This window comes from Vibrio cyclitrophicus, from assembly GCA_023206055.1.
GTDB lineage: Bacteria > Pseudomonadota > Gammaproteobacteria > Enterobacterales > Vibrionaceae > Vibrio > Vibrio cyclitrophicus_A.
In genome coordinates this window covers 242,442-269,008 of record CP065367.1, presented here as the reverse complement: position 1 = coordinate 269,008, position 26,567 = coordinate 242,442, and the positions used below count along the sequence as shown (strand labels likewise).

Sequence of the window (26,567 nt, the reverse complement as noted above, 5' to 3'; positions counted from 1 at the left end):
ACAGGCTCAAACTCTAAGCTATCGCATTCTTTTTGAAGTAGAAGCGGTAATAGCCGACCAAGTTACTGCAAATAAACAACGCTTCCATCACCACCGCCGTTGGAGAGCCAACCAGATAGTTATGGACCAACCAAAAGCTGGTTCCGATGATCATTAGCTCTCTTAATCGACGGTCATCTTTATTAAACGCAGCAAAGGTTTGAAACACAGAAGCAAAGCAACTCAGTATGCTAGTCAGCCCGGAGTACGTCACTGCTGTCGCAACGACAGACATCGAACAGAACAAATACTTAAACTTCGAAGAAGTAGAAAAAACACTCGTCAAATAACGAATCGTGGCAATCGTCATTAAGCTTGCCGCCGTCCATTGCTCTAATAAAATAAAGTGACTTGAAATTAACACGCCCGCAAAGAACAAACACGTGACGATTTTCTTCCTTTCCTTGAACTGGAATGACAGAAGATCAAAGCAAATCGCAATGGCGACTAAGACTTGAGATAGATAAAACGCTGACACAGTGATTCCTTCAATAATAACTTACGCCCTAGCCGTTTAATTCAATCATCAATAATCGAACGAACGCACTTGATGATTGAATTAAACGGCTACAGCCAATAACGCTTTAAACCTTTAACACACCACTGATCACAGTCGTAGCAGAACCAATAAGCTTTATGCGCCCATTATCCAATAATTCGGTCGACATGTACCCGCCACGGCGTGATGCCTGATAGGCACTGAAACTGCGTTTGTTTAACTTCTCTGTCCAATGCTGCGTGAGTGCACAATGCGCCGAGCCAGTAACCGGATCCTCATTAACACCCACCCAAGGAGCAAAGTAACGAGAAACAAAGTCGAGCTCCGGGTTCGACGACAGGGCCGTCACAACAACACCTCGCCCCTTCATACCCTTCAAGGCATCAAAGTTGGGTGCCAGCGCCAACAACACGTGTTCGTCAGTCACTTCGATTAACTGCTTAGAGTCAAACTCTCTCAATGAAACAACTTGGCACAGCTCTATGCCTAGGTGTTCAAGCAGCGCGAGATTGGGTTCAGAATCTAATGACAGTTTGGTGCTAGGAAAATCAAGCTCAATAGACAATTCACAAACTGTGGCAGATAACTCCCCAGATAAAGTGTTAAACACGACCTTATCACCTGTCTCAAGCAATCCTTGTTCTTTCATTACATGAACAGTTGCCAGTGTGCCATGCCCACACAGCCTCACTTCGACTTCGGGAGTGAACCATTTAAGTGTCATGGTGTTGAGCGCAAGAAAAGCCGTTTCGGATACCGCCATCTCTTCAGCGATTGAAAACATTAACGACTCATTCAATGGCTCTTGAGAGATACAGACCCCAGCAGGGTTCCCTTTAAATGCTTGAGTTGTAAACGAATCTACTTGATATATTTCTAAATCCACAATGACTCCTAAATGCACAACGTTTCCCTCATCGGCAATCATGCCGTGTTGGGACATAACCTAGATGTTGCTGACCACAATAAGCACAAATACTTGGTGCTACAAGTCTTTAGCAACAACTTTATCTACACTTATTGAGTTACAAAAAATAACAAACAAAGCTTTATAGAAGAACTTCCAGAGTGAGAAGAACATTGAGGAGCAAGAGTGAATCGCAGTGTTCAAACAAAGGAAGGACGACAATTAATGCGATCAGTTCTCAAAAAACAAGCAACCTCACCACCAACATTTAATGCTCAATAATTGCATAATAACTTGTAAATACGCATGTTATGATGAATATTAATTTAAACAACCCATTCACTGACAAACAGGAATATGCACTCATGTTGAATACATTACGAAGGAATCATCTTTGCCTCACCCGGTAAAGTTTCGGTTTCATTTAGAAGTGGTAAGTTGGTATTTGCATGAAATGCATGAAGTTGAAGTTAAATTAAGTGCCTAAATTTAAATTGTGTCGCAGATTTTGAGCTACGATTTAATTAATCACAGTACGAAAGGAATCCGTCAGTGAAAACATTCTATGTTTCAATTGTTGCATCATCATCCTTTTTAACTGGCTCTGCACTTGGCCAAACCCATGAAATTTACCTCTACAATTGGGATGAATTTTTATCTGAGAGCGTCATTACTCAGTTACGCGATACTTACGATATTTCGCTGAAACAACAGTACTTCTCTGATGAGTCAATAAGAGATGAAGTTTTATTGAGCGAACGTCGAGGCGCTTTTGAACTAGTTATTGTAGAAAGTGTAAAACTTAAAGCGTTGGCCGAACAAAATCTATTCCACAACCTCCAAGACTTGCAACAATCCATTGCAGGAAACTTTGATTCTAGATGGGTTGATGGATGTGGAGATTACGGTATCCCTTATGCTTGGGGGACATCAGGTATCTTGTATCGAAGCGATAAAGTTACTACTCCCGAATCTTGGAATGCCATTCTTGATCCCGACACAAAAGCCAGTGGCAAAATAAGTATGTATTACGAAGCAACAGATTTAGTGAGTACTGCACTGTTGGCACATCAATTTGATCCGTTCACGAACAACGAACAAGAACTGCGCGTTGCGTATAAAACCCTACAAACACAGAAGCCGCATCTTGAAAGCAACGAATACGTTATCGATTATATTCACCAGCCTGAACGCCTCTCAAACATTGACCTCGCCTACGGTTATTCAGGCGATAGCTATGCACTCAATGATGCCGAGCCTGGTTCATCTTGGGCATATGTCGTGCCTCAAGAAGGAACAACTTTGTGGCTAGAGTGTATCGCAGCAATTAACAACGGAGCGTTATCTTCACAAGCCACCACAATAATGACATTCTTATCTCAACCCAATATCGCCGCTCAAAACGCGATGGATTCATGGTTTGCAACCCCTAGTACAAAAGCAAAAGAGTTGACATCTCAAGAGTATCAAAATGACCCTGAACTTTTTCCTAGTAAAGAGATATTAAATCGCAGCTACCTATATAAACAATTAGAACCTAATAGCATTCAAATTCGTAACCGTATTGTCGACAGTCTGAGATAATTGATGCCAGTATTGAAAAAGCTGTATTTCGTACTCATACCCACACTGCTATTTGTCTTTACGATAGCGGCAATGGTCACCTATAATTTCGCATCAAACCATGCGAAACACATGTACCTCGACAAAGTACAATTTGACGTTAACACTGCGTTAGTTGCTGCTGAGTATGAACAACTCGGTTTGTCTTTGTTAGTTAAAGATATCGGGTCGTCGTTACAGTTTCTTCGCTACATTCAAAACCCTAGTGATTACACCACCCTGTCTCTCCTTGAAAAACGAGTACTGCGCGTAATAAACCAGAACCACGTTAGCCAATTTGGACAACGTAATATCTACATCATAGATCCCAAGTTTAAATTAACACTGTCTACATTAAGAGCCGACCCTTTCGAAGGGTTAAAAATTCCCGATAATATTTATGAAAAAATCTTCGACATATATACTTCATTGATAAATAAGAACGAACTATCAAACGAAGGTTTTTCTTATATCTCAGTCAGTGGTGAGCTTAGGTACGCTTATGTTGCTGCAATTGATCCTTACCTACTCCCTCAAGACAAGCGTGCTAGCAACAGTTTAAATCGCTACATATTGATTGCTGACGGACCTCTGATACAACTCTCTAGCTTATTAATCAAATACAATGACGATGACAATATTCAGTTCTTAATCGAACCATCATCAGACGCTGCCAACGTCGAAAATACCCAGTTCGTTATCAAATCAATTGAGCAAACCCAAGACAATATCAATGTGCAGATGACCAGCCGACACCTCATCGCGCAAGTGAATATTCGAGAACAAAAATTCAACCATGAGAAAGCCATCATCGCTAAACAAACCTTGTTAGGTGGCTTTGGCACTCTCTTTACGATCATGTTGATCGTGCATTTAGTGGTGCGCTACCAACTTGTGCGACCCCTCAAAGGCTTATTGCACGAGATATCTATCGGTGGGTTAAAGCTTCGTTATTTCAAGCGGTCGTCTGGGCAAAGTGAAATTGATGGCTTAAAGAACGCGTACATTGACTCGTTGACGGAATTAAAATTCGAAGCTGAGTTTGATCAACTCACTAAGTTAGCCAACCGACGCTCTTTCATCAGACACCTCGATGTACGACTAAAAAGCTCAATGAACCCACATTGCTATGTGGTTTGCTGGGACATCATCGACTTTCGTAAAATCAACGATCTTTATGGCGCAAAAGTTGGTGATAATGTACTGATAAGCTTAGCTAAAGCACTGAAAGAAACGCTACTCAACCAGCAATCATCTTTGGGCTTTAGTTGCAGTGATTACTCTTTAGCAAGACTGGGAGGAAACCAGTTTATCGCGATTTTAGAGACAGATAAGCATCAACTGATAAACGAAGAAATTGAGAACATCAACAATACGCTGACAGGGACCACATTCCTTGATTACTATGGGTTTCGATTATCACTCGCAACGGGCGTTTTGCCGCTCGACACACCCAAGTTCGAAGATATTTGGCACCGATGCATCGATGAAATGTTGGTGAATGCGAAGTCCCATAGTGATGGCGAAAGTCGCATTGTTTATGGCGAAGAGTTGTTACATACCTTGGAACGCCATGACGTTGTAGAGAAAAGACTCTTAGAGTGCTGCGAAAGTGACAACTTTGAACTTCGCTTTATGCCTATTTTTAACGCCAAGACACTTCAGATAGATGGTGCAGAGTGCCTGATTCGTTGCCCAGCCTTATTTGATATCGATGCAGGACCAGAAGAATTCATCCCAGTGGCTGAAAGAAGTAACCTTATTGCTAGGCTCGATATGTGGGTCATTAACACCGCTATCAGAAGCTATAAAGAGCTTTCAGAGCTTCACAAATACGAGGGCACTCTGTCGATTAATATCTCGGCGATGGAGCTCTACAACCGTAATTTTGCCGACAACATCCGTAAAGTACTCGAACGTTATCAAGTACCTCCTGGTAATATTATTATAGAGATTACCGAGACCAGTTACGTGAAAAGCACCAAGCTTACAGTGCAGACTATAGAAAGCCTCAGAAGCTTAGGTTTAAAGGTTTCCCTCGATGACTTTGGTACGGGCTACACTGCGTTTAATCAGCTTCTCCACTACCCTGTAGATGAGCTCAAAATTGATAAAAGCTTTATCGATAACATGGTAGACGACAAAGCCGGCCGTAAGATGGTCGAATCAATGGTTAACTTAGGCCACTCCTGTGACACGTTAGTTGTCGGAGAAGGTGTTGAATCTATAGAACAGTATCATTACCTCAGAAAAGCCAACTGTGATCTAATACAAGGCTACTTATTCAGTCAGCCACTCACTTATCTGGAATTCATCGACTTTGTTCGAAACCATAACCCTCAAGCGATTTTAAATCCGAAATCTGTTACCAGATCGAGTGCTTGAGACCGAACCGTTGCACTAACTGATAATTAATAATCATAAGTCAGCAACCTTCCATGATAGACAATAGCCTCTCCCAACCTTTAACCCTGCTAAAACGCTCAAAGCCCCAACACTGCCTTAATAAGCGTTGGGACTCTGCGTTGGGTAAATATTGAATGGCATGGCATATAGTGCAGTAACAAAATCATGATAACGGATCGGGAGAATAGCGAACGTAAAACAATTAAAGCCTAACGATCTAACTTGTCGCTAATGCGGGGATTAGCTCTGCATCGTCGTTAATAGCTCCATCATATCTTTAGAACTGATGTTCTTTTTGTGTCTAACTACAGCGTCAATCATCAATTCTAGATTTCCCGCCGAGATATAATCCTTGAGTACGTCATTGAATTTTTCCTGTATCTCATCACTTGTGTACAAATGTTCAGGAATGAAGAATAGAAACTGGCTGCCACTACTACGAAACGAGATAGTGCTTTCAGGGACCTTCGACGTCAGAGACCTAGCAGCAGAACTCACCACCAAGTCTCCATATTCAAGTCCGTACTTTTGGTTTATCTCACTGAGGTTTCTGATTCGCACAAAATAGAGGTCGAAATTATTATTTGTTGGGTAGCTGTTCTTAACAAATTTCATTAACGATACCCGATTTCGAAAGCCTGTAATGAAGTCGGTGTAATGAAGTTTTCGTTTAATGGAAAAATCGAGATAGAAAATGATGCCTATCATCAACAAAACCAAGACAAGGAAGGCGCTGCTGATTTGGTGAACAACAACAAATTTTCCTACCATTGAGGTATTTTCTTCAATAACTGGGCTTTGTAACCGAAACTTTTCGTTAATGAACTCGACCAACGTGGTGTAGCAAATATCGACTTTCTTCTGCAGCGATTCTTTAGGTAATTGCCCTGTACTGACCAATTTAATTGACGATTCTAGCGACTTAAACTTTTCAAACTCTGCGGTAAAGTAAGGCTTAAAGTTTGCTGACCGGATAAAATTGGACGATTCAGTACTGTTGATCAGAATATCAAAGCGACTCCAAGTAATGTCATAAGCCAACCATAATTCATCATAATCAATCGTTTTTGCATGGCTGACCATCAAAAAATTCGCATACTCTTTGACGAGTTGAAAAACGAACCATGTGGCCTCATTTTGACGGTTAGAAAAGCTCTTATTGATGTCATTAATTCGAGTAACACTGTAGATATTGACGGATAGAACAACCACGGCTAAAGACAAAACAACGACTTTGATTACAGCCATAGACAACAGCTTCTTCATAATTAGCCTCTACAGGTAAATGTCACGAATCTGCCAAATCATCTTGGCATGGAAATCAGGGGTATTGGTCTCTGGGTTCGCAGATAGTGGGTATATCAACCAATAAGGGCCTTTTTCTCTCACAGACATAAACTCACCATTCTTTTTGATCGCAATGATAGGTTCATAGGTATCGAAATCTTCTTTGGGAACGGAAATTTTATAGTCATTCAATGCCACAAAAGTGACTTGCTGTGATATGGGTAAATCCATATCTTCAAGCACTGTTTGTAACGTCACACCACTATAAACGGTCAGACCCTCAACCCATGGCAACATGGTGGTAATTTCTGTCTGAGGAAGTGTTAGGAGTTGTTCTCTACTTAATGCATGCTTTTTTCCGGAGTGGTCGAACACGGTTAACTCTGAGGCTGCAAAAATCGAAAACGAGCAAAACCAGAGCACAAACAGGAATACAGTTCTCATTCTAAACTCCATTTAAAAAGGTCACTAATTTGAGTCTAGTCTAAAATGACCATTTAACTCGTATCCTGAGCACTGGCATTAAACGGTATCGCTTTGTACCGAGCCCTCAGCATCCAACCTGTGTCATTAAACTCTCTACCTTTCTCTCATTTAGTTCGTCGAACGCCACAATTGTTCAATACTCCTGCCCGCCTGAGCATTATCTATCGGCCGTCTAGCGACAAAAACACGAATTTTGAACGTTAAAAGTAATCCAATAATCCCTATGAATACGTATCAAACAACAAAATTAACAATAAATATGAGTAAGTAAGTAGCGAGAATGCCTGTTGCTGCATAACCTTTAACCGAACGTAAGAAACTTTATGAGCCTTTTTATTTGCTACCAGTCGTTTCTACTACTCTAGCAGATACCTTTTATTGCTCTTGAAAGGCTTACTCAATTCATAATCAAGGGAATCGAGAATGAGTTTGAATATAAAAAGATTGAACCCCATGGCGACACTTTCTACTCTAGCAATGACGCTGGTCATATTTCCTGTTTCAGCGGAAGTTAATCAAGAACAATTCGAGTTAGGGAAACAAAAAGCCAAAGTGTGCATGACCTGTCATGGCGCTGATGGCATCTCAACACAAGATCCCTACCCGAACCTTCGCGGTCAAAAAGTGGGATACCTCATCTCTTCACTGAAAGATTACCAGACTCGAGAAAGAACCAGTGGCTTAGCGATTCTCATGCAACAACAAGCCGATACGCTCTCAGACCAAGATATCCGCGACATTTCCTATTTCTATTCAATGCTTGGTAACGACCCAAGCTCGCTTAACGATTCAAATTAAGTCAGCGGTTCAAAACCCCTAGGCAAGGAGCCTTGTTATGGAACAAGTGACAACGCAATACAGCATTAAGGTCGTGAAGTACTTCATCATCGCATCCTTAGTGTGGGCAATTGTAGGAATGATCATCGGCGTGATTCTCGCCGCGCAATTATATTGGCCAGTCTTAAACTTTGATTCTCAATATTTCCAATTTGGTCGACTGCGCCCACTACATACATCAGGAGTAATTTACGGCTTCGTCGTGAATATCTTGATGGGGACGTCGTTGTACATTGCCCAGCGAACCGGTCATTGTGACTTGTTCAATAAAAGCCTTTCATGGATGGTATTTTGGGGCTGGCAATTCATCCTGTTACTTGCGGTCATTTCTCTACCCGCAGGCCACACAAGCTCAAAAGAGTATGCAGAGCTTGAATGGCCAATCGACTTAATGATTGTGCTAGTTTGGGTGCTGTATGCGGTGTTGTTCTTTGGCACCCTTGCTAAACGTAAGGTGAGCCATATCTTCGTGGCTAACTGGTTCTTTGCTGCTTTCATCATCGTCGTCGCAATGATTTTCATTGTGAACAACCTCGCGATGCCTGTATTAGCGATGAAGTCCTACTCTGTGTTTGCAGGGGCTCAAGATGCGATTGTTCAATGGTGGTGGGGACACAATGCTGTAGGCTTCTTGCTGACCGCTGGCGTGATTGGTATGAACTACTATTTCATACCTAAAGCGGCAGATCGACCTATCTATTCGTACCGCTTGTCTGTGATCCACTTTTGGGGCTTAGTCGGCTTCTACACTTGGGCCGGAACGCACCATTTGGTTTATTCTTCCGTTCCTATCTGGATTCAAAATATCGGCATCGTAATGTCATTGATCCTTTGGCTCCCTTCTTGGGCCGGTGCGTTCAATAGCGCAATGACCCTCTTACAAAACAAAGAAAAGCTGAAGTCTGACTACATTCTTTTATTCTTTTTTTCAGCAATTCTTTACTACTGCTTGGCGACATTCGAAGGTCCACTACTCGCTATTCGCTGGTTCAACATGGTGGCACACAACACCGAATGGATCATCGGGCACGTACATTCCGCGGCTCTCGGATGGGTTGGGATGTCAGGGATAGCGGTTTTTTACTATTTCATTCCACGCTTATGGGGCCAAACCGATCTTTGGTCACGACGACTGATTAAATGGCACTTTTGGCTCGCTCATGCTGGTGTCGCCATTTATGCAATAGCACTTTGGATAGCAGGGATCGGTGAAGGTTATATGTGGCTCGCTCAAAATGAAAATGGCGAACTGATTTACAGTTTTGTAGAGGCTATGGACTTTAAAGCACCTTGGCTATTCATGCGTTTCTTTGGTGGTGCGCTGTTTGTACTTGGATTGTTCTTAATGGCATTCAACTTGTACAAAACGGTTCGTATGCCAGTAGTACACGACGCTAAACACACCGTTAATGAGGGAGCTTAAATGATGAGTAAAGACTTTACACATTCAATCGTCATTTTAATTTTGACCACCGTTGTCGTCGCCTCCTTCTCTTTATTGGTCTGGGTAGTGCCAAGCATTGTCCGTGGGGATGATATTGCCGAAGGCAGCTTAGCGATGCCGCTCACACCGATTGAGCTAGCAGGGCGAGACATCTACATCAGTGAAGGTTGCCATGTTTGCCACACACAAATGGTTCGCCCTCTAGAGCCAGAAGTGAAACGTAACGGTCGTCCGAACCAAGAAGCAGACGATATCTATGAGTTTCCTAACTTGTGGGGCTCTAAACGTACTGGCCCTGACCTCACTAACTTAGGTAGAAAGTATTCTGACCAGTGGCATGTTTTTCACTTAATTGATCCTCGAAAAGTCGTACCGACATCTATCATGCCCTCTTACCCTTGGCTATTTGAGCAGACTCTGACTGGCGATGATATTAGCGCCAAAATGGAAGTATTACGTACCTTAGGTGTGCCTTATACCGATCAAGAAATTGGTGACGCCCGATTGCAAGTAAGAGGCAAAACCAAAGGTGAAGCGCTGATTCGCTATTTACAAAGCCTGGGTAAAGATACGTCACAGGAGGTATCACAATGAGCACATTCTGGAATCTATGGGCGGTACTCTTAACCTTAATATTCTTTGTTTTGATGGTGTCTGTTGTCGTTAAATACTGGCGTAGCAATCACAAGGCCGATCACGACCACACCATTGGCACCTTTGATGGGATCGAAGAGAAAGATGCACCTCCACCTAAGCTGTTATTTGTAAGCTATGCGGTCGCATTTCTTTTATCTGCAGGCTATTTGGTGCTCTACCCCGGGCTTGGCGAATGGGAAGGCTTAGTCGATTGGGAACAAAGCGATGATAAGCTCAGTTCACCATCCACCACTCTCAATGAGCAATTTGCACAAACCAACGAAACTACGTTAGAGGGATTAGCTGCAGTCCCAGAGATCGTGAACAGCGGCAGGATTCTGTTCCAAACTCACTGTGCCGCTTGTCACCGAGATGATGCACAAGGCCAGAAACACTTCCCGAACCTTATCGACCAAGACTGGTTATACGGTGGCAGTGATGAAGCTGTGATCCATTCTATTGCCAAAGGGCGAAATGGTGCGATGCCGGGTTGGAGCGAAATCATGCGCCCTGATGAAGTGGCGAAGGTTTCCTACTACTTAGCGTCTCTTAACCAACGTCATACCGATGTGCCTGAGGTTAAAGTCGAACTCGGTAAGACCTTATTCGTCCAATACTGTTCGTCTTGTCATGCCGATGGTGCTGTCGCTAACCCAGCGATTGGTGTACCTGATCTTTCTGATGATATTTGGCTTCACGGCGGCAGTATTGAAGAGATTCAGCACACCATCAATTACGGTTTGAACAACCTAATGCCTGCGTTTGATGAGCAGCTCACCGAGAACGAAATACTCGCGCTTGGAGCTTATATCCGACACGCTGGTGAAGTCGAGCAACAAAGGCTCGCGAGTTTGAAAGCATCATCTGTTAAGCGCGGAGAATATCTCGCTTATGCCGGTGACTGTGTGGCTTGTCATAGTGCAGAAGGTGGCGAACCCTTTGCTGGCGGCCTACCCTTTGTTACCCCTTTCGGCACAGTGTATTCAACCAATATTACACCTCATACTACCGAAGGTATCGGGACCTATGACTTTGATGATTTCAGAGCCGCGCTAGTTGCAGGTAAAGGCAAGAATGGTTACCTGTACCCTGCAATGCCCTACACCTCTTATCAACACCTTACCGACCAAGACATGGTGGATTTGTGGGAATACATGCAGTCAATCACCGCCGTGCCACGACGCAATGATGACAACAGCATGATGTTCCCATCGAATATTCGCCTAGGGCTACTGGGTTGGAATATTGTGTTCATGGACACCGACCCGGTCGATTATCAAGTTCCTGAGGAACTCACAGACAAGGTCGACAACGTTGAGAAATGGCAACAAGGCAAATATTGGGTTGCGGGTCTTGGTCACTGTTCTGAGTGCCACACACCACGAAATATTGCCCAAGCTCTGATACCAGAACGTATTTTCCAAGGTAACTTAATTGATGGTTGGAATGCGCCTGATATCACAGCCAATGAGCTTTATATCGACGGTTGGGACGAGGCAACACTCACCGACTTCTTACACACAGGTCATTCAGACAAAGGTACCGCTTTTGCAGGGATGGCAGACGTAGTGAAAAACAGCCTGAGTTTAATGACGCGTGAAGATATTGAGTCAATGTCTTATTACCTACTCAGTGGTGACATCAACAACACCATTAGCAGTGGCGCTGTACCGTTGCAGCCCAAAGGGTTTGATGAAGAGTCTTACGCGGCTGAAATCTACACCACTTATCGCCAAACGTGTGGAGCCTGTCATGGAGACGACGGTAAAGGTCGCGACCCTATCGCCCCTACTCTGTTGAATAACGGCATTATCATGCACAGCGATCCATTCAACACCATTGCGGTAACCGTGCGCGGTCTACAACCTACTTATCTCGACAAAGACCGAAACTTCATGCCGATGGCAAGTTTTGAGGATGTCTTATCGGATCAGAGATTGGCTGAGTTGATCACCTTCGTACGATTGCACCTTGGTGACAGGCAAGAGCCCGTAACCGCAGAGCATGTTCGTGAAGTAAGAGAGACGCTTGAAGCAGCAGGTTACGCAGGTGGCTTACATACCACGCCAGACATGTATGACCGCAGAGATAACACCATCAACATCCGATAGCGGACATATCATTTAGACAGTGAATTGCAATAAACCAAAGGAGGCCAATGTGCCTCCTTTTCATTTTCGATCCTCTTGTACGCAGTAGCGCCCTACAACACAATTATAACTAACTGATTACACAATTAAGCAGATCTGCACATAATGCGATCAATCTCGCAGAACAAAGATGACACCAAGTGCATAATGTGCGAAATTTTTCAAAGATGTACGAAGGACAGATATGGATACAACTACACTCATCTACGATACGTTAGAAGGCCTGTCGAGCGCAAAGCCACAGCAACACGCTCAAATCCGCCAAAATCTATATAACCAATTAGATTTATCATTTGAGAAGCAGTTGGCTTTGTATTCATCAGTTCTTGGTCCAGCGAGTGCTGGTAGATTGACCGATTTGGATAGTGCAGTCATGTCTGCACGCAAGATTGTTGGTTTAGAAAACAGCTAATCTAGCTTCAACCTATCTCCATTTTAACGCTGCCATTGTGCAGCGTTTTTTTGTGCAAGCTATTTACAACAAGTGCTGTTGTTGACGATAAGTACGCTTAATTACGATAAGCATGACTCTTTACGATAAATCCAAGGAGCTGCAATTTTCAAGTTGCTCGCATTCTCATTTGGTTAATCTTATGTTCCATTTTTAACAGATGTGTAACCTCGATAATGGCGCTAATGTTAGTAGCACGTTAACCACACACCGGATGGAAGAATCATGAGAGTACTTATTGAATATACACAAACAGGCAAATATCGTGATCATGCGTGGGAAGCACTAACGATTCGTTCAAAAGGCGAAATTCAAGCTGTCACTCCCTCTTATGCGGCGCAGCTTATCGAACAAAACCGCGCCAGCTTATCGACCACTGAAAATCAAGATATCGTCATCCAACCTTAATGGCTTCAAGGGCTACCCCTCCTAGTTCCTTAAATCGAATAGTTCGATGACATAAAAAAACGCTGCACGGATGCAGCGTTTTCTTGTTTCTAGGCTATCTTACTTTTAACGTAAATAGCTTGATTACTTTGGCAGATTTTCCAATGCTTCAACCATCGTCATCAATTTATCGACAATTCTCTCGCCGTCTACTCGCAAGCCGTTGTGTTCATATTCATTGGTGATCCACGCTTTTGAGTTTGGAATATTCGCCAGTGTTTCACGGCTGTAATCCAACTCAACGTACATGTCATCGGCATAAACTGCACACGCCATTGGCACTGTATTCTTGCTCAGCTGTTCTGCGTTATACAAAGTGCCCCAGTCCGATTTTTCTGCCAGCATGTTCGCTGCTTCACGCAATGGCTTAAGCGTTTCTAGTTGATCAAACATCCATGGATAAACCATTTCGCCAGTAAACCAAAACTCACTGTCAGATTGGTAGTTGAAGTGCGGGTACTGCTCACGTACTCGATGTGCAGACCAGTTAGACGCTGTGCCTTGGCAGTAAATCGATTCATGCAGAATCGCGTAAATTGGGTTAGTTAAGTAACCCTGCTCTTGTTGCATTTGATTTAAGAAGCTGTAGCTCAACTGCTTGTTACCGTTTACTTCAACAAAGGCACTTTCCAGTGTGAAATACATAGGAAGGTTCGCTTCACCGCCACCAAGGTTAATACCAATCAATTGGAACTGTTCAACCGTAAATACTTGACCGTTTGGCAGTCTCACGTCGTTGTTAAGCAAGTAATCAGAGATCTCACGACACATAGCTTGTGCTTGTGGGAACTGAGCAAAGAAGGCTCTGTTTTTGTCTTCTACACGCTTATAGGTCGCACGATAAACATCATCAGCTTCGCGCTCGATAGAAGGAATACCGCCCGTGACATAACAGCGTTGTAAACTTTGTGGGAACAACGACAAGTAGCTCAATGTGCAGAAGCCACCAAAGCTCTGGCCAATCGTCGACCATTGCTTAACACCGAACTGCTCACGAATCGCTTCCGCGTCACGAACGATGTTATCGGCTCTGAAATGCGTTAGGTATTCGGCTTGCTGCTCTGGAGATAAGTGCGCCAAGGTTTCATGGCTGATCACCGTGCTGTTGCCTGTACCACGCTGGTCAAGAAGCAGAACACGGTAGTTTTGCAGTGCACGCTTTAGCCAACCTGATTGGCCGCTCACTCGTGGAGAAGGAAAACCTGGGCCGCCCTGAAAGTAGATCAGCCATGGCAGTTCTTGCGCATCTTTAGCGAGATCAACCAGCTCACGTGCGAAGACTTGGATCTGTTGTCCATCTTTTGCTTGGTAATCGAGTGGCAACTCAAAAGAGTGCTGACGATACAGGGTGGTTCCATCAATAAAGTTAGCTTGCACGCTTCATTCCTTTTTTATCTGATTCTAATGTCATCGGTACTAATAAAAACGGCGCCCGTTGGCACCTTTAGTTAGCAAGATACGCATAGTGGCTTGTAAAAGAAACCGTTTGTTTAACATGATTGTGAAGGTGCTTCATCTAATTGCTCAATTAAACTTCAACGCGTAACAACTTGTGTCAAAACAGAGAGTTTAAGGTGTGATCTATTGAGAGGAAGAATGAAAATGAGAAACCAATAAAAAGAGCTTAACGAGGTGAGGATACGTTAAGCTCTTTGGTTTTATCTGTTATATAGAGTGTTATCGATGGACTAAGCAATAAGTACTAAGCTAAGAAGTTGTCAGTTCACCTGCACCTTGAATCGAACGCTGGCTGCTTTCAACAAGAATGGCCGTTGCGGTTTCTTTCAATGCGCCCCACTCTGCCTCATCAACTTCAATACCATCGTTCCAGGCTTTCTCTTGAGTTCTAAAAAGCGTTTCTGACTCAATGTGTGTTTGGTATCCATCTGACAAACGTTCGATATCGAAATCCTGGACGGAAAGTTCGATGGTCATATTGTGGATATGTTCGTCCGATGCCAGTGGCAAATCTGATAAAAACAGTTCTGGAGCTACGCAACCACGGTTAAGAACATACAAAGTGCTCTTAGGGTTAGAACCATTGTCCCAACATGCCATGCACGCGATGCCTTTCGCAGCCAGTTTCACAAGCTCGCTGTACGCTAACCAACGGTTGTGGCAGTTGTTTAGCTCAATTTTCAGTGTCTTCTTACCAACCATTTTTTCAATCGAATAGTCCATAATCACTGGAAGGTGACAGGCTAAACTCGCCTTGTGCAGGTCAACTTCAACGGTATTGTCGCTGCTCACTTGAATGTCTACAGGGCAATCGTCTTCTAACCCCATAAAGTTGCTCGCATTGTTAAAATGACGAACACCATCCAAACCCACCATTTGTAAATCTGCCACCATGTTCGCTATCACATCGGCTTCACCACATGTACGACGCATACCCAAAAAGGCTTTATTAACGGCCGCTACCAGTTCATTGTGAGAAACGATCATAACGATTTACCTCCATGTTGAACGTTGATATGTGTAGGAACTTTATTTGAGTCAGCCATCTCCGCTTCACTCGGTAACAGTGGGAACACCCATTCGTCCTGATGAATTTCATCAAGCAGTGGTGCGCCTTGGAAAAACGTCACTCGAACCCAACGGTCTGAGCGAGGATCAAACTTAGTCGCACCAAACATCGCAAGCTTGCAACGCAGTAAGTGCATTGGTGGTGAGTCTTGGTGCAGTACATTCATTTGAATGTCGCCCATCGCCTTGTTACCTAGCGTCCACACACGACGAGCTATCGCACGGTGTTGAGGTTGTTTAACAAGGAACTCAGCCAATGAAAGCTCTGGCGCGAATTGCAGCAAAGCATGGTACAAACGGTAAGCTTGACGGCCGATATCCAACGGCAGTTCACGCTCTTCACCTAGTTCCTCACCTCGCACTCCGAGTCTTGGCTCTTCTTTGTCTTTAGAGCGATACCAGAACCAGTAATTATTCTCTGCCTTGGTAAAGTCGGTCGTGATCGCCCAGCGGTACTTTTCTTCTAATACAACAAGAAGGTCTTGAATCTTTTTGCCACTAGGAAGCGACAGTGTTTCGCTGCAATTCATTTGCTCTTGATGGGCGTCCACTAATTCTGGGTACAATTCCATCAAGCATGAGATAAGAATTTCTTGGGCTTCCATACTCATGTGCTTAGATTGTTCAACTAACTGAGCCCATGTCTCGCAATGGTTTACAGAAGCTTCTAGTGACTGCTCTGTTTCTTTCAAATCATCAACAGCGGCTTTGTTCAGCTCTTGCTGTGTTTCATTGATGGTAACGACTTGTTCTAAATGACAAATCGCTTTTTTAACTAAGGTACGTAGTGGCTCGATCAACGACGTATCAGTCTGACTGGACAACACGTCCGCCAATGCATGTTCACGGGTTGTCATCCACTGATCGACAATACTAGGGTGGTTAATAAGGTATGGCGCCATACCCAAGCCAGTCGCATTGCCAACACCAAGGTAACGTTGTAATCCTCGATGCAAGGTAATCGCTTGTTCACTGCCCTGTTGTTCGGCTAGGTAATGAACCCAATCTAGGCTGAACTCACGTAGCATATAAACTGCACACATTTGCGCACTAAATGACTGATTAAAATCTTCATTTTTCTCCAAGATTTTAAAGTCTGCAATGCCAAATTTGCCATTACCATAAACGGCAGTGGTTCTTAGGATGTAGCCTACTTCAGCGAGTTCTTTTGGCGTTGGTTGAACACCTTTCGCCAAGTGACTCACGATGTGTTCAAACACACGTACACTTTTGTTTGCACGCGCTAAAACAAGTACGTTATTTGGATTACGGCCGGCTTCTTGAAGCGGTACATTCGCACGAAGTCTTTCAAGTAGGGTGACATCAACATCACCAAGAACAAGCGCAAACGTTACGTCCCACTTTTCAGCAATTACACGGTCATTTCGTTCGTCATCTGCAATTTCATCGCAAAAAACAACCAAATGATAAACATGGTTTGGCGTCGCTAGCTTATAGATAACATGACCAAAACCCTGAGCGTCTAATTGCCATTCATGTTTCGTCACTTTCCATTCTTGCTGCGCCATTTTACGAATCAGAGTTCTTACAAAGCTGATACGTGTTTGGTGCATCGCACCTAGCCTTTCCGGTGCCATGACCACGGTTGCGTCACGTAATGCTGATTCAGTGTAGGTAGAACGATGTGCATCCATTTTGCTCACCACCTTATAGTTATAGGATTTTGCTAGCCATTCAGAACCGATCGTTGCCGTCATTTGAAGCATTCGTTATTACTGTATGCTGGTTAGCTTTCACGTTATGTGGGGCAAGCGAGCTCGCCCCTTATTATTTGTCCTGACTAGATCGATTGACCTAAATACGTTGCCGTCCGGTGTATCTTCACCAGTACGGTTTTGCTGTTCCTTTCTGAATTTTTTGCATCAGCCTTCTCTCGAAGGCTGATTTTTTCTTCTTTAATCAGTTTCTTGGTTTACAGAGCTCTTGTCTTTACAAAGCCTGTTCTTTAAAAACCCTGCTCTTTCGCCATCTTGATTGCGATTTGAGGCGCATTCCAAAGCGATGGCAGTAAGATTATGGACACCGGTACCGCTGTGATTACAATGAACGATTGCAGCGCAGAGATTCCGCCTGAACCTAGAGAAATCAGAATCAATGCTGTTACCCCCATCATCACACCCCAGAAAGTACGAATAATTGCGTTAGGCTCTGTCTCACCACTGACTACCACACTGATGGTGTAAGTCATTGAGTCACCTGTCGTTACGATGAAGATCGTCGTCAAGATCAAGAACAGAATAGAGATAAGCATTGGCATTGGTAGTTGCTGAGTTACTGCCAGTAGCGCACCAGGTAAATTAAAGCCTTCGAACGCTTTACTTACGCTGCCTGGGTCTGCAATTTCAAACGCTAGACCAGAACCACCAACAATGGTGAACCAGAAACATGTTACAAACGGCGCAATAAGACTGATGGTTGATACCAACTGGCGAATACTACGACCACGTGAAATACGTGCGATGAAGATTGCCATCATTGGGCCGTAACCTAAGAACCAACCCCAGAAGAATACTGTCCACCAGCTCAACCAACCTTCGTCACCACGGTATGTTGCCATTGGGATGAAGTTATCTATCATGCTGCCTACACCTTGGATGTAGCCATTGAAAATGAAGTTTGTTGGGCCGAAGATCAAGATGTAGACCATCAATGCCATGGCTAAAATTACGTTGTAACGGCTTAGCATTTGCATCCCGCGGTTAAGACCACTTAATGCAGACAATGTGTAAAGAACGATAGCGAACAAGATGATGATCAGCTGTGTCGTGAAACCATCTGGAATACCAAACAGTTCGTTCAGGGCATAGCTCACTTGCAGGCCTAAGAAGCCAATCGGACCGATGGTTCCCGCTGCTACTGCAACAATACAACATGCATCAATCAATGCGCCTGTATGGCCTTTCAGAGCTCTTTCACCTAATACAGGGTAAAGAAGAATACGAGGTTTAAGCGGTAAGCCTTTGTCGTAGTGAAGATGCATAACCACGATAGACGTTAAGCTACCAACGATTGCCCATGCAAGAAAACCCCAGTGCATGAAGGATTGTGATAACGCATTCACCGCGCCTTGCTGTGCGTTTTCTTGTGCGCCGTACAATGGTGGTGGACTAACGTAGTGAGCAATAGGCTCTGCTGCGGCCCAAAATACACCACCGCCTGCCAGTAGCGTACAGAAGATGATCGCCATCCAACGGAAGCCATCCATTTCAGGTTTCGCGATGCCGCCTAGGATAACCTTGCCTGTTCGCCCTGCCGCCAGGCCAAGACCAATAAGAAAAGTCAGAAGAAGAAGCATTTGCCAATAAGGGCCGAACACTTTTACAGCCCATGCAAAGCCTGTGTTTACTAGGCTTGATAGTAGCTCGCCGTCAAACAAAGCCAACGTTACAAAAAGGGCGATAAAACCGCCGCTGTACCAAAGTGCTGGGTTGGTTAGTCCTAATTTGTCTGAAGTAGATTCAGACTGTGCTTTTTTGTTTGTTGTGTTTGCTTGACCCGCATTTACGTTTGAAGATTTCACGCTATTGGTTAAATCAGACATACTCTGACTCCAGAGGTTTCTTTGCAGCTGTCATTTGAATGATGACTACAAGTGTGTATTTAACACCCGCCCTATTGTTTTTTGTGTTGGGCAGGCTAATCCATGTTTGGGTTACCGCGTTGCGAAATAGACCGTTGTTCCTTTTAAATAATGAATTTGATTAAAGCAACGCTGGCTAAATGAACGTTTGTTAGCAGGCAGCCTATTAGATGATTACCAGCGAGAAACGCTTAACCCTTGCTCTGCGGCTCTAAGCCATCTTTCAAGAAGTTAAACCAGTTTTCTCCCAAGACTTGCCCAGCTTCAGACTCGCTGAAACCATGACGCATCAATCCGTTATAAATATTTTCCATACCCGCACTACCGCAGAACCAAGGCAACGCATCAGGCCAACCTGAGTTGTTCGCAGAGCCTTCGCCGTAGTCCATTGCTTTAGACCAACGACCATTTCGCATCCACTCTAGAACCGCTTGAGGCTGGTTTAAGCATAGGTCACTGCCAATTCCTAGGTGTTCAACGCCAACCATGTCAGCGGTAGTCGCGACCATCTGGCAGAAGTCTTCCAACGTACATTGGCTGCCGTTTGGTAGGTGGAATGGGTATAAGCTGAATCCGATTAAGCCACCGCGTGCGGTTAGGGCTTTAATCACATCGTTTGATTTGTTTCGTAGCGCATCATGAGCAAACGTTGGGTTCGCGTGGCTGATACAAATAGGACGAGAAGACAAGTCGATTGCCTCAAGTGTTGAGCGCTCTGCACTGTGAGACATATCGATGATCATGCCCACTCGGTTCATCTCTTCGATAGCTTGCTTACCAAAGCGCGTGATACCGGTGTCGTTCTTCTCGTAACAACCCGTCGCCAATAAGCTCTGGTTGTTGTAAGTAAGCTGCATGATCAAAAGACCTTGTTTGCGCATCACTTCGATCAGGCCAATCTCATCGTCGATTGGAGAACAGTTTTGAGCACCAAGGAAAATGCCGACTTTGCCGGTCGCTTTTGCAGTTTCCACATCCGCCATTGAATGAATCGGCATGATAATGTCTGCATTTTGCTCAAATCTTAAGTTCCACTCTGCAAAGCGAGATAAGGTTTCACGAGCTGTCTCGTGGTAAACCGCGGTAGCGTGAACTGCTGTAATGCCGCTCGCCTTTAGTGTTTGGAAATATTCTCTGTTCCAATTGCAGTATTGCAATCCATCTATAACAATCCGTTGCTGGTACATAACCACTCCTATTGAAAGCTCAGTGTTCTAGCTCGGTTTTGAAAACACGCTCAAATAACATGTTTTCAAAAATGGGTTAAATCACGTATCTAACTTCATTTGCTGTGTTGGCCTGACTCTGTGAATCAGGCCAATTCTTACTAATAGAGAGCTGACTAGTAAGGACGCTGGTAAGCCGTCTTAACCACTGTGTAGAACTCTTTCGCGTATTGACCTTGCTCGCGAGGACCGAAGCTAGACTCTTTACGACCACCAAACGGTACGTGGTAATCCGTGCCTGCTGTTGGTAGGTTCACCATCACACAACCTGTTTGCGCTTGTTGCTTGAACATTGCGCTAGTACGTAGGCTTTGAGTAATGATGCCGCCCGTTAGACCGAAGCGAGTATCGTTGGTTGTCGCAATAGCTTCTTCTAGGTCAGCGACACGAATCACGCTTGCCATTGGTGCGAACACTTCTTCTTGGTTCACTTCCCAATCGTTCTTAGTGTTCAAGAACAACGTTGGAGACATGTAGAAACCTTCGTGCTTCATGCTCAAGCGTTCGCCACCAAATGCCAACTCACCGCCGCTTTGACGTGCTTTCTCAACCCAACCTAGGTTTGCTTCAAGTTGGTTACCATCAACAACAGGGCCCATGAACACGTCCTCTTCCAGTGCGTGACCCACTTTCAGCTCGCTCATACGTTTGATTAGTGCTTCAACGTATTGGTCGTGAATGCTATCCATAACCACAAGGCGAGAAGACGCTGTACATTTTTGACCAGCACCCGAGAACGAACCTGCAATCGTTGCATCAACCGCAGTTTGGATGTCTGCATCGTCAGCAATAACAAGTGCGTTCTTACTGCCCATTTCCAGTTGGCAACGAACGAAGTTTGGCGCTGTAGCAGCCGCAACCTTACGACCCGTATCAACAGAACCGGTAAAGCTCACACCGTTCACTTCTTTAGAGTTGATCAGTGCATCACCTACCGTTGAACCGCTACCTAGTACAAGGTTAAACGTACCTGCAGGGATACCTTGACGGTGGATGATCTCTGTAAGCGCAACCGCACTTGCTGGTGTTAGGTTTGCTGGTTTCCAGATAACGCTGTTACCGAAAGCTAATGCTGGAGCAATTTTCCAAGCAGCCGTTGCTGTCGGGAAATTCCAAGGAGAGATGATGCCGATAACGCCTACCGCTTCACGAGTCACTTCAACAGAAACACCTGGGCGTACTGAGTCTGCGTTGTCACCAATTTGACGAAGCACTTCAGCCGCAAAGTATTGGAAGAACTGACCAGCACGGTAAATCTCACCACGACCTTCAGCAAAAGGCTTACCTTCTTCACGAGAAAGAAGCGTGCCTAGCTCATCGCAACGTGCAATCAGCTCATCACCAATCGCTTGAAGAACCGCCTGCTTGCGTTCAATCGGCGTTTTTTCCCACTCTGGTTGAGCGTGCTTCGCCGCTGAAATCGCTTGTTGAACTTGTTCAGCACTTGCTTGTGCAAAGTTACCGATGTTTTCAGAAATATCTGATGGGTTAATGTTCGCAACGGTGCTTACACCCGCTTGCCATTCGCCGCCAATGTAAAGTGCGTTTTCTGCTTGAACATTCTGTAATTGAGTCATCATTCTGTCCTTGTAACGGTTAGGTTGCGGTTGAGTCTGGCAACCATCTGGTTAATTAATAAACTGTTAATATTCAGGTAATTAATTGCTAAAATAAGTCGTACATTTTGTATCTAAAGTGAACCCGATCGCTTGTATCAATAAACCGCTTTAATTCAAAAGAGTTTTGATCCGCAAAGAGCCTTAGTTCACAGTCGAATTATTCAGGTTGAGACGCCGATGCATAAACCACGAACTCGACCAGCATCTCTTCTCTTGCTAACCCTGCAACTACGACCGCTGCACGGTTTGGATAAGGTGCATTGAAGTATTCTCCGTATACGCTGTTTACCGTTTTTAGGTATTCACGGTCTGTCACGTAAATCAGAACTTGCAGTACGGAATCCATAGATTCGCCTGCACACTCCAACGTATGAACAAGGTTGTTAAAAGTCTGACGCGTTTGCGCTTCGATACCGCCTTCTACTACTGCGCCCGTTTCATCAATTGGAATCTGCGCGGTGTATAGAGTGCCGTTATTTACGATTGCCCACTCTAGTGGTGCTTTTGAAGCAAAAAGAGCGGTTTTTACTGGGTGTTTTTTAGTTTGTGCGTTCACGATTCCATCCAACTTTGTAACAACTATGTTTCAAGATGGTTAAATACTGCACCTTGACGACCGATAAACCTAACGGTAAATTTTGTGCATTTGATAAATAAAATCTATCACCTTTCAAAAAGTAAGGTATAGCAAGGGCTAGAGAAGGATCTGTGTCATGAGTATTAAGCTACAACAGTTAAAACATTTCGTTTTAGTGGTCGAAGAAGGCGGATTTCGAGCAGCATCTCACCGAGCAAATCGATCGCAAGCGGCACTTTCTACGTCGATAAAAGAGTTGGAAAAAATACTCGGTCAGCCACTGTTTGAAACGGGCAACAAATCGACGCTGACACCTTTCGGAGAAATATGCCTTCCAAAAATAATTCAGTTTCTTAATGTTTACAAAGCGTTAGATAATGACCTGCGCGCAGCCGCGGCAGGACAACAAGGAAGAGTTCGAATAGCGAGCGTGCCATCGGTCGCGGCAAAATTAATCCCTAGTGTTTTAGGGGCTTTTTGTGAGCAGTACCCGAATGTCGAAGTGAGTTTGATTGATGATAATGCGGCTGGTGTGGAGGCAAGATTACTCTCTGGAGAAGTGGATGTTGCCCTCGGAAACAGCTCCCATTTAGAAGAAGAGAGCATCGATTTCACGCCGTTACTGTCCGATCCTATCGGTGTGGTCTGCCTCAGAGACAACCCTATCGCCTCTCAGTTAGAGGGAATCGAGTGGCAAACTTTGTTAAAACAGCCCTTCATTCGCAACGGAACTTGTACCCTACTTGACCCAACACCTGCGCGAATGCTGAGCGAACAAGCGCTCTATTCCGTGGAGAACATTACTTCGCTGTTTTCGGTATTAGAACTTGGGATAGGCGTCACCACGCTGCCAAAGCTGGCCTTCCCTACCAATGAGACTCGCTTGGTCTGGATTCCATTGATTGACCCGCCGTTACAGCGCCAGATCGGTATCTTTAGATTGTCTGACCGTACGATTTCGCCACAAGCTCAAGCCTTCCACGATTTGTGTATTCAATATCTGAGCTATGAAGAAGAGTAATAGAGAGAATGTAACTGTGTTCTCTCTCTTATAAAGCCGTTGATAGAGTCGCTAACAGAACCGTTGACAGAAGAGCACATCAATAAATTCCACCTCTAACCCCAATAGTTTGACCTTATATTCAGAGCTTTTTGCCCTAACCTTCAAATTTTTCCATGCCCTTCAGCTCTTTACATCCATGTTTAGGGCTGAATTACTCCCATAATATTCATCTTAAGCGCCGATTTATTCGCTCCGTAATGCCTGAAAGACGTCAAAAATGACATCGTGACAAACTATTTTTAAAAATAATCACTTCCAGATAGAGAACGCCGTATAGATAAATCACTCAACAAACGAGTGCCTGTATCGCTGGCTAAAAGTGCCTTTCTCCCCTTGTCGGATAGCGTTAAACAATTAACTTAGAAATGAAGCTAAGTGTTTGAATAGTCTTAATTGATAAGATCGTAACTTGCCAAATTAACGCCTTTAGTTTTTATAAAAGACATCTATTTTTACTGAAAATAAAGCATCTAAAATTTTCATGAATAAAGTTATTGAATTATTACTTTCATAAATGAAAAACACATCTTTCAAAAATGGAATTATTGATGTCGATATTTGTCGTTTTGATCACATAATTTTAGGCGTAATTTATATTTTGTCGAAGCGATAACGAATTAGTTTATGTCCGTTTCATTTCGTCAGGGAGATATAAAACCAGCAAGGGTTTTTCTTAAAAGAAAATCAAGTGTTATTAACAAGTGAAATGTAGTAACAAGTTAAATTTAAACTGTGTTTTATATTAACTTACACTGTTTAACATAAGGTTTTATTATGAGGCTTAATGGGATAAGTAGCGACATCCTTGTTGCCGCTAAAAGAGTTGTTCTCTGCCAAATAGTATTAGCCATCGGTGTAGTTTTATATGAAGTGTTTTTTGGTAATAAAGTAGATATGGAATCTTCAGCTTTGGGCATCGGAATTGCGATGTTACCTCCGCTGTTTGGATTTATATATGCAAGCCTAAAGGTGCGTAAGAATCCTAATTATAGTTTACGTGACTTAATGCAAATGAGTCGTGTCGTGAAAATAACTTATACGTTCTTAATGTTTATATTGGCATTCCAGTTCTTCAAATTGGATAACCCAGTAATATTATACGCGTACATTTTCACAATGATTGGGTACTTCTTAACACCATTTATTACTGCCTCTAATAGATCGGAGTACGCGTAGTATGGATCAAGTAACTACCGCTCACGAATACATAGAGCATCACTTAACCTTCTTAACTACAGGTGATGGTTTCTGGGCGTTCAACATTGACTCGATGTTGGTATCTTGGATAACAGGTTTACTGTTCATTGGGGCGTTTCGATATGTCGTGACCAAAGGCACTAGCGGTGTTCCAGGTCGTTTTCAATGTTTTATCGAACTCATCTTTGATTTTGTTAACAACCTAGTCAAAGAGATTTTTCAAGCGGAAGATAAATTAATAGGGCCACTGGCATTAACCACTTTTGTTTGGGTGTTGTTAATGAACGCGGTTGATTTATTACCTATTGATTTAATACCAGGGTTAACTCGAGTAATCGGCCTTGAACACTTTAGAGACCTACCGACAGCGGACGTAAATATCCCAATGTCGATGGCACTCGGTGTGTTTATTTTACTGTTAACCTATACGTTAAAAAATAAAGGTTTGAAAGGCTTTATCAAAGAGCTTACTACTCAGCCATTTGATAACCCTCTTTTATATCCTGTTAACTTTGTTCTTGAATTAATTACATTAATTTCAAAACCAATATCACTAGGCTTACGATTATTCGGAAACATGTATGCAGGCGAGATGATATTCATCCTTATTGCATTAATGCCATGGTGGATGCAATGGGCACTGAGTGTTCCATGGGCTTTATTCCACATATTAATCGTATTCTTACAAGCATTTATATTTATGGTACTGACCGTTGTTTATTTAGCAATGGCAACAGAAGAACACCATTAATTAATAACTAAAAAATTAACTAACAAATTATTTATCGGAGATACAAATGGATATCGTAAGCGCAGTTTTATATGTAGCAGGTGCATTACTGATCGGTTTAGGTGCAGCGGGTGCGGCATCTGGTATTGGTAACTTAGCAGGTAAATACCTTGAAGGTGTTGCTCGTCAACCGGATCTTACTCCAATGCTTCGTACTCAATTCTTCATCATGATGGGCCTTGTGGATGCTGTACCGATGATCGGTGTTGGTATCGGTCTATACATCATCTTTGCCGTGGCTTAATTAAATAGCTTTGAAAAGATCGATTTGTAAATAATCAAGATTTAGCGAGGAAGGTATGAACTTAAATGCAAGCATGTTTGGACAAGCAATATCATTCGTGATTTTTGTTTGGCTGTGCATGAAATATGTATGGCCCCCTCTCACCGCGATGTTAGACGAGCGCCAAAAAGAGATCGCTGATGGTTTACGCCACTCAGAGAATGCTGCGAAAGAGCTAGAACTAGCGAAATCGAATGGCGCACAACTCGTCGAAGATGCAAAAAGAAACGTGACTGAACTGATTGAACAAGGCAAAAAACGCCGTAACGAAATCATCAGCTTAGCTCACGAAGAAGCCGAGCAAGAGAAGGCACGCATCTTAGAACAAGGTAGAGCTGAACTCGAAGGCGAACGTCAAAAGTTACGCCGTGAGCTTCAGGCGGACATGGCAGACGCTGTTATTCAAAGTGCACAAAAACTGATTAGCAAAAACCTAGATTCTGAAACGAACCGAGCGTTAGTTGATCAATTGATTAGCGAACTCTAAACGGAGG

At 43.6% G+C, this 26,567-nt stretch carries 24 protein-coding genes; 13 read left to right on the top strand and 11 right to left on the bottom strand.

All coding sequences use genetic code 11. The features are described 5' to 3' along the window. Positions 1–13: 13 nt before the first annotated feature. Both ITG09_17080 and ITG09_17075 read right to left on the bottom strand, forming a co-directional pair. Positions 14–517, bottom strand: a complete 504-nt coding sequence (locus ITG09_17080) for a YgjV family protein (protein ID UPR54667.1) — start codon at positions 515–517, stop codon at positions 14–16. Positions 518–623: 106 nt separating this feature from the next. Then, a complete protein-coding gene (locus tag ITG09_17075) occupies positions 624–1,424 on the bottom strand; it encodes a PhzF family phenazine biosynthesis protein (protein ID UPR54666.1) in 801 nt (266 codons plus the stop codon). 573 nt (positions 1,425–1,997) lie between these two features. Between ITG09_17075 and ITG09_17070 the strand changes: the two genes are divergently transcribed. Both ITG09_17070 and ITG09_17065 read left to right on the top strand, forming a co-directional pair. Continuing rightward, positions 1,998–3,029 (top strand): extracellular solute-binding protein, encoded by a 1,032-nt coding sequence (locus ITG09_17070; GenBank protein UPR54665.1) that lies wholly within the window; start codon positions 1,998–2,000, stop codon positions 3,027–3,029. Positions 3,030–3,032: 3 nt separating this feature from the next. Beyond that, on the top strand, positions 3,033–5,432 hold the full coding sequence (locus ITG09_17065; protein ID UPR54664.1) for a GGDEF domain-containing protein: 2,400 nt from the start codon (positions 3,033–3,035) through the stop codon (positions 5,430–5,432). A gap of 261 nt (positions 5,433–5,693) precedes the next feature. On the opposite strand, the gene ITG09_17060 is transcribed toward ITG09_17065, so the two are convergent. Continuing rightward, entirely contained in the window at positions 5,694–6,719 is a 1,026-nt protein-coding gene (locus tag ITG09_17060; GenBank protein UPR54663.1) for a diguanylate cyclase, read from the bottom strand. 9 nt (positions 6,720–6,728) lie between these two features. Then, positions 6,729–7,184: a hypothetical protein gene (locus tag ITG09_17055; protein ID UPR54662.1), complete on the bottom strand. Its 456-nt coding sequence runs from the start codon at positions 7,182–7,184 to the stop codon at positions 6,729–6,731. A gap of 465 nt (positions 7,185–7,649) precedes the next feature. On the opposite strand from ITG09_17055, the gene ITG09_17050 reads away from it, so the two are divergent. The 6 genes from ITG09_17050 to ITG09_17025 all read left to right on the top strand — a co-directional run bounded on the left by ITG09_17050 (position 7,650) and on the right by ITG09_17025 (position 13,152). Beyond that, positions 7,650–8,024 carry a cytochrome c gene (locus ITG09_17050; protein ID UPR54661.1) on the top strand — a complete coding sequence of 125 codons (375 nt, stop codon included), beginning with the start codon at positions 7,650–7,652 and terminating at the stop codon, positions 8,022–8,024. A 37-nt stretch (positions 8,025–8,061) separates the two neighbouring features. Next, entirely contained in the window at positions 8,062–9,486 is a 1,425-nt protein-coding gene (gene ccoN / locus ITG09_17045) for a cytochrome-c oxidase, cbb3-type subunit I (GenBank protein ID UPR54660.1), read from the top strand. Beyond that, a complete protein-coding gene (locus ITG09_17040; protein ID UPR54659.1) occupies positions 9,487–10,101 on the top strand; it encodes a cbb3-type cytochrome c oxidase subunit II in 615 nt (204 codons plus the stop codon). It abuts the gene before it with no gap. Then, positions 10,098–12,254, top strand: a complete 2,157-nt coding sequence (locus ITG09_17035; GenBank protein UPR54658.1) for a c-type cytochrome — start codon at positions 10,098–10,100, stop codon at positions 12,252–12,254. The genes ITG09_17040 and ITG09_17035 overlap by 4 nt, the downstream gene beginning before the upstream one ends. A gap of 223 nt (positions 12,255–12,477) precedes the next feature. After that, positions 12,478–12,705 carry a PAS factor family protein gene (locus tag ITG09_17030; GenBank protein UPR54657.1) on the top strand — a complete coding sequence of 76 codons (228 nt, stop codon included), beginning with the start codon at positions 12,478–12,480 and terminating at the stop codon, positions 12,703–12,705. 264 nt (positions 12,706–12,969) lie between these two features. Next, positions 12,970–13,152 (top strand): hypothetical protein, encoded by a 183-nt coding sequence (locus ITG09_17025; protein ID UPR54656.1) that lies wholly within the window; start codon positions 12,970–12,972, stop codon positions 13,150–13,152. A gap of 123 nt (positions 13,153–13,275) precedes the next feature. On the opposite strand, the gene ITG09_17020 is transcribed toward ITG09_17025, so the two are convergent. The 7 genes from ITG09_17020 to ITG09_16990 form a co-directional block, all read right to left on the bottom strand. Next, positions 13,276–14,568 carry an alpha/beta fold hydrolase gene (locus ITG09_17020; GenBank protein ID UPR54655.1) on the bottom strand — a complete coding sequence of 431 codons (1,293 nt, stop codon included), beginning with the start codon at positions 14,566–14,568 and terminating at the stop codon, positions 13,276–13,278. A 330-nt stretch (positions 14,569–14,898) separates the two neighbouring features. Further along, entirely contained in the window at positions 14,899–15,636 is a 738-nt protein-coding gene (locus ITG09_17015; GenBank protein UPR54654.1) for a DUF3726 domain-containing protein, read from the bottom strand. Beyond that, positions 15,633–17,435, bottom strand: coding sequence for a hypothetical protein (locus ITG09_17010; protein ID UPR54653.1), 1,803 nt, complete (start codon positions 17,433–17,435; stop codon positions 15,633–15,635). Before ITG09_17010 ends, ITG09_17015 begins: the two co-directional genes overlap by 4 nt. A 248-nt stretch (positions 17,436–17,683) precedes the next feature. Then, positions 17,684–19,279 carry a BCCT family transporter gene (locus ITG09_17005; GenBank protein UPR54652.1) on the bottom strand — a complete coding sequence of 532 codons (1,596 nt, stop codon included), beginning with the start codon at positions 19,277–19,279 and terminating at the stop codon, positions 17,684–17,686. A 230-nt stretch (positions 19,280–19,509) separates the two neighbouring features. Next, positions 19,510–20,505 (bottom strand): membrane dipeptidase, encoded by a 996-nt coding sequence (locus tag ITG09_17000; protein UPR54651.1) that lies wholly within the window; start codon positions 20,503–20,505, stop codon positions 19,510–19,512. Positions 20,506–20,660: 155 nt separating this feature from the next. Next, positions 20,661–22,121 (bottom strand): aldehyde dehydrogenase family protein, encoded by a 1,461-nt coding sequence (locus ITG09_16995; protein ID UPR55197.1) that lies wholly within the window; start codon positions 22,119–22,121, stop codon positions 20,661–20,663. Positions 22,122–22,320: 199 nt separating this feature from the next. Next, positions 22,321–22,719: a RidA family protein gene (locus tag ITG09_16990; GenBank protein UPR54650.1), complete on the bottom strand. Its 399-nt coding sequence runs from the start codon at positions 22,717–22,719 to the stop codon at positions 22,321–22,323. A gap of 157 nt (positions 22,720–22,876) precedes the next feature. Here ITG09_16990 and ITG09_16985 point away from each other — a divergent pair, with 157 nt between their 5' ends. The 5 genes from ITG09_16985 to ITG09_16965 all read left to right on the top strand — a co-directional run bounded on the left by ITG09_16985 (position 22,877) and on the right by ITG09_16965 (position 26,560). Then, entirely contained in the window at positions 22,877–23,761 is an 885-nt protein-coding gene (locus ITG09_16985) for a LysR family transcriptional regulator (GenBank protein ID UPR54649.1), read from the top strand. 816 nt (positions 23,762–24,577) lie between these two features. Then, positions 24,578–24,979 carry an ATP synthase subunit I gene (locus ITG09_16980; protein UPR54648.1) on the top strand — a complete coding sequence of 134 codons (402 nt, stop codon included), beginning with the start codon at positions 24,578–24,580 and terminating at the stop codon, positions 24,977–24,979. Between the two features lies 1 nt (position 24,980). After that, positions 24,981–25,751 (top strand): F0F1 ATP synthase subunit A, encoded by a 771-nt coding sequence (gene atpB, locus ITG09_16975; GenBank protein ID UPR54647.1) that lies wholly within the window; start codon positions 24,981–24,983, stop codon positions 25,749–25,751. Between the two features lie 46 nt (positions 25,752–25,797). Continuing rightward, positions 25,798–26,034, top strand: a complete 237-nt coding sequence (gene atpE, locus ITG09_16970) for a F0F1 ATP synthase subunit C (GenBank protein UPR54646.1) — start codon at positions 25,798–25,800, stop codon at positions 26,032–26,034. Between the two features lie 55 nt (positions 26,035–26,089). After that, positions 26,090–26,560 (top strand): F0F1 ATP synthase subunit B, encoded by a 471-nt coding sequence (locus ITG09_16965; GenBank protein UPR54645.1) that lies wholly within the window; start codon positions 26,090–26,092, stop codon positions 26,558–26,560. Positions 26,561–26,567 lie beyond the last annotated feature (7 nt).